5 protein-coding genes are annotated in these 4,571 nt (G+C 63.3%); 4 read left to right on the top strand and 1 reads right to left on the bottom strand.

Annotation, left to right across the window (positions count from 1 at the left end):
* Both Q0R23_RS02490 and Q0R23_RS02485 read left to right on the top strand, forming a co-directional pair.
* Positions 1–603 (top strand): hypothetical protein (locus tag Q0R23_RS02490; RefSeq protein ID WP_293910023.1); only part of this gene is annotated, 603 nt, incomplete at its 5' end.
* A 268-nt stretch (positions 604–871) separates the two neighbouring features.
* Positions 872–1,657 (top strand): hypothetical protein, encoded by a 786-nt coding sequence (locus Q0R23_RS02485; RefSeq protein WP_293910021.1) that lies wholly within the window; start codon positions 872–874, stop codon positions 1,655–1,657.
* Here the strand turns inward: Q0R23_RS02485 and Q0R23_RS02480 are convergent.
* Positions 1,626–2,303: a hypothetical protein gene (locus tag Q0R23_RS02480; protein ID WP_293910019.1), complete on the bottom strand. Its 678-nt coding sequence runs from the start codon at positions 2,301–2,303 to the stop codon at positions 1,626–1,628. The two genes, Q0R23_RS02485 and Q0R23_RS02480, sit on opposite strands and share 32 nt — an antisense overlap.
* Positions 2,304–2,547: 244 nt before the next feature.
* Here Q0R23_RS02480 and Q0R23_RS02475 point away from each other — a divergent pair, with 244 nt between their 5' ends.
* Both Q0R23_RS02475 and hsdR read left to right on the top strand, forming a co-directional pair.
* Positions 2,548–2,901 carry a hypothetical protein gene (locus tag Q0R23_RS02475; protein ID WP_293910017.1) on the top strand — a complete coding sequence of 118 codons (354 nt, stop codon included), beginning with the start codon at positions 2,548–2,550 and terminating at the stop codon, positions 2,899–2,901.
* 138 nt (positions 2,902–3,039) lie between these two features.
* Positions 3,040–4,571, top strand: a 1,532-nt coding sequence (gene hsdR / locus Q0R23_RS02470; protein ID WP_293910015.1) for an EcoAI/FtnUII family type I restriction enzme subunit R, incomplete at its 3' end; no start/stop codon positions are given.

Below are 4,571 nucleotides of genomic sequence, written 5' to 3'. Positions count from 1 at the left end.
GCCCTAGTCGACGCGATTTTGCCAGCCACCGGCAGCAGTGGAAAACCGGGCCTGGGTGGCGCGGTAGCCGCCGCCTTCGTGCCAAAAAATCCGACCTGGGTGTACGGTCAATTCTTCCTCGATGCGGCGGCCCGGTCTGCTGTCTGCCGCTCCGGCTACACCTCAGCCAGTGCGGGGAGCGCCCCGATCAACTCAGGCCAGATCAGGTTCACCAGCACCGAGGGCAGCATTGTCTTCCAGAACAATGCCCGTGATGTCGCCGAGGTCTGCCGCAAGATCGCCCTCGCTGGGGATGCGGTGCCAGATAACGTACCGCCGCAAGGGGTCGATCTCGCTGCCAGCTACAAGACATTTTCAGACAAACTGTTGATTGTGTTGGCGTTCTACAACGCGGCAGGTCAGGAAACGGTGCGGGTGCCCGTCATGGACCGCAGCAACAATTACAAGTTTTTCAGTTCTGGTGTGTATGGGGTTAACCTGCCGGAAGGCTCGTTCACCATCGGTCAGAAGTCAGCCATTGCTGGGGCCAACACGTTCAAGCTGCTGGTTGATTTCGGGCGGGGTATCGAAACGTTCGAGGTGACGCGAGACAAACTCCAATAACGTTCATCAGGCGGTTCTCCTGGCTCGGCGGTGGGGTCAGGGGGACCGCCCTCTAATGCCTTACCTCAGCTTTCGACGAACTTCCCAGCCAACTCATCCTGTGAGGTGAACATCGGCGCGGCCTGCCGAATTCGGACCCGGCTGACCCTGCTGGGTGATGGTTCGCAGGGGGAGGTCTGTTCACCTCACGCGCTGCTGAACTCAGGTGGCTTTTGTATTTCGCCACCGATTTCCTGACGCCACTGGGGTGCCCCCGATACCGTGAGGTATGACCACGATCAAGCAGGTGCAGGACCGGGTGATGGTGACGGTGGGGCAGGCCGGGGCGCTCACGAAACGGCGAGTGGTCACGGAACACGGCCCGGTGCCCAACTGGCAGGTGCTGCTGACCAACGGCTGGATCAAGGAATACCAGACGCTCTACGGCCCGGTGCTGGCGCTCAGCGCCAAGGGCCGGGCCACACTGCTGGAGTACAAGACTCAGCTCGGCATCCGCTATGTTCCCTATCTGGCCGGGCCGGGTTCGGTGGCCGACCGGGCTTTTCAGAACGACGCCCTGGCGGTGCTCCGGGAGCAGGGCTACGTCCTGCAAAACCATGAATGCAAACGGAGCGGCGGCGTGACGCGGGGGAGAGCCTCCGGGCGGCCCTACACCGACCAGATCGTGCGCTCGGTTTTCAAGGTGCCGCCGCAGGAGTTGCGGGTCATCGAGGCCGACTGGGGCAACCGGCTCGAAGTCCACTACAACATCCTCAGATCCCACGAGGCGGTCCAGGGCTACCCCTTCCTGTACGCGTCCATCGCCAACGGCGGTATCAAGCTCGCCCGGCTCAAGGCCCTGTATGCCAAGCACCGCCGGGACATCGGCATCTGGCACTCGCCGCTCCTGATCGCCGTGCCCGACGAGAAGAACCTGCGGGCCTACATCCGCGAGGAAGAGACCAAAAGACAGCGCATGATCGATAAAACTCACCGTGAGTTTGGGGGAAAGGTCCGTGCCCCTTTGGTCCTCTTCAAACTGATCATTTTGCCGCTGCCGAAAACGCCTGAGTGAGCCGCATAGGTTTATAGCAGCGGGGTCGGTTGGTGTAGAGGTCGTGAGGCGACCAGAAATCCACGAACTGGGTCTCGACCAGCCGGAGGTCAACCAGGCGACCCTGTCGGTGGAGCCGGGTCGCCTGGTCCATGACCGTCTCGGCGCGGCGGTGGATGCTGGTGGCCCAGAGGATGCGGCTATACCCGGCGTTGGTCGCGGCCTCCAGTTTCTGGCTGATGCGCTTTGTCGAGTACCCGGCATCGAACTCCACCGCACAGTCTGAGCGGCGGGTGCCGTCCAGCAACTGCACCACCTCGGCGTCTGGCTGGTGCCCTTTGCTCCGTCCAGCCAGTCTGACGTGGCGCCATTCCTCGCCCGCCGCGAGCACCCGGCCACGCCGCGCCTCGGCCAGCCCGCACAGGTGCATCAGCTCGCGGGGAGCCTGGTCGAGGTGCTCGGCCTCCAGCGCCACGAAGGTCAGGTCGGTGTCGCTCTTGGACTGGGTGACGCGGGTGCGGCAGGTCATGGTCACGGTCGGGAGTTCCAGCCACGTCGCCGCCCTGAGCAGGCCCCAGCGTTCGAGCTGCGCGGTGGTCAGCACCAGATCGGTGGTGAGGAGCTGCCGAAGTTCCGCCTTGGCTTGACTGGGGTGGAGGGTGCTCATCGGGCTCCTTTGACGGCTTGGTCTGGCAGAGGGGTGGGAAACGCTGATGCTGTGCGTGCAGGTGGAGATCGAGTGGGTAGGCCGGGTGCTTCTACTTATAGGATCAGATTAGGGTTTTGTAGGACTGCTGCTTCCCAGTTTACCAGAGCGTGAACTCGTCGAGGATGTCACGGAGACCAAATGAATCGGCTCGTGAGTCTCGCAACGTCAGAAATTTGTGTCGAAATGGGTGTAAGATATGCTTATGCTTGCCTCTGAACTTGCCCAGGAATTGACGATTGACCCTAGCCTCATGTCCAAGCGCCTGAGCGTGTACTTCGCGGAAATCGGCGAAGGCAAGACGCGCCTCTTGAATGACCAGGCCGTCGAGCGCGTTCGGCAAGCGCACGAGCTGATGGCGACTGGACAGGCCCGCAACTTCAAGGTGGCGGTGCAGATGGTGCTGGGCACCTATCTGGACGCCGTACCACCAGAGTCGGTGCGGACGTTTGAACGGCGGCTTGAACGCATGGAGGATGTTCAAACGCAGACGCTGGTCAAAGTCAACGAATTGGTGAACCTCATCGAGTCGGCTGTCACCCGTCCAGACGTCGCCTGATTCGAGAACAGCTCACGAGGTCAACCGGGCCAGTCCAGGTATATTGCTGGACTGGCCCAACCTTCATCGTTGCTCACACCACGCAAATGTGCGGCTTCGGTCAGGCTCCTGCGCATAGACTTGCGCCGGAGGGCCACGTTGATCACCGAAGCCGATACCTGCCGCCAGTACGTAGTGCCCAGCCTGTACCGTGCCGGGTGGACCGATGAACTGATCCGCGAACAGAAGACCTTCACCGATGGCCGCATTCTGGTCCAGGGGCGCAACGCCCGGCGCGGCAAACAGAAGCGGGTCGATTACCTGCTCTACAGCAAGCGGGATTTTCCCATCGCCGTGGTGGAAGCCAAATCGGCCTACCTGAGTCCGGGGCAGGGCTTGCAGCAGGCCATCGACTACGCGGTGGTCCTCGATCTGCCGTTCGCCTACAGCACCAACGGGCACGGCATCGTCGAGCATGACCGCCTGACCGGCCAGGAGCGCGACCTCACCGCCTTTCCCAGTCAGACCGAACTGGTCAACCGCCTGCGCGCTCACCGGGGCCTGCCCCCCGAAGCTGAGGACCGCCTGCTGCTGCCCTACTACCTGGGCGACCGGGTGCCGCGCTACTACCAGACCATCGCCATCCAGCGGGCCGCCGAGGCGATTTTGCGGGGCCAAAGGCGGGTGCTGTTGACCCTGGCCACCGGCACCGGCAAGACCGAGATCGCCTTCCAGATCGCCTGGAAACTGTGGCAGGGCCGCTGGAACCTCGGCGAAGCGCTGCGCCGCCCCCGGATGCTGTTTCTGGCCGACCGCAGCATTCTGGTGGACGATCCCAAAGACAAGGGCTTCGCGCCGTTCGGGGACGCCCGCTTCAAGATCGAGGGCGGGGTGGTCAACACCAGCCGGGAGATGTACTTTGCCACCTACCAGGCGCTGGCCGAGGATGAGGCGCGGCCCGGCCTCTACCGGCAGTACCCCCCGGACTTCTTCGATTTAATCATCGTGGACGAGGCGCACCGGGGCTCGGCCAACGAGGAAAGCGCCTGGCGCGACATCCTGGAGTATTTCGCTCCGGCCACCCAGCTCGGCATGACCGCCACGCCGCTGCGGATGGACACCCGCGACACCTACGCCTACTACGGCCAGCCGATCTACGAGTACAGCCTGGCCCAGGGCATTCAGGATGGCTTTCTGGCGCCCTACCAGGTGCGCCGGGTCATCACCGACGTGGACGCGGTGGGCTGGCGACCTACGCCGGGTCAGCGGGACGCTTACGGGCGCGAGATCCCCGACGGCGAATACGGCACCAAGGATTTCGAGTCCACCCTGTCGCTGCTGCCGCGCACCGAGGCGGTGGCCAAGCATCTGGTGAACTATCTCCAGCAGACGGATCTGATGGCGAAGACCATCATTTTCTGTCATGACCAGGAACACGCCCTTCAGATGCGCTCGGCGATTGCCCGCTTGCTGCCCGACCAGATGCGGCAGTACCCGGACTACGTGGCGCGGGTGGTGGCCGCCGAGGGTGAGATCGGCAAGGGGCACCTGAGCGCCTTTCAGGACGTGGAGACCACCTCGCCCGTGATCCTGACCAGCTCGCGGCTGCTCTCGACCGGAGTGGACGCGCCGACGGTCAAAAACGTGGTGCTGTTCCGGGTGGTGGGCAGCATGGCCGAGTTCAAGCAGAT

The organism is Deinococcus sp. (assembly GCF_025362455.1).
Taxonomy (GTDB): Bacteria; Deinococcota; Deinococci; order Deinococcales; family Deinococcaceae; genus Deinococcus.
Note: the sequence above shows the minus strand (reverse complement) of the source record. Positions and strands in the feature narration are given on the sequence as shown.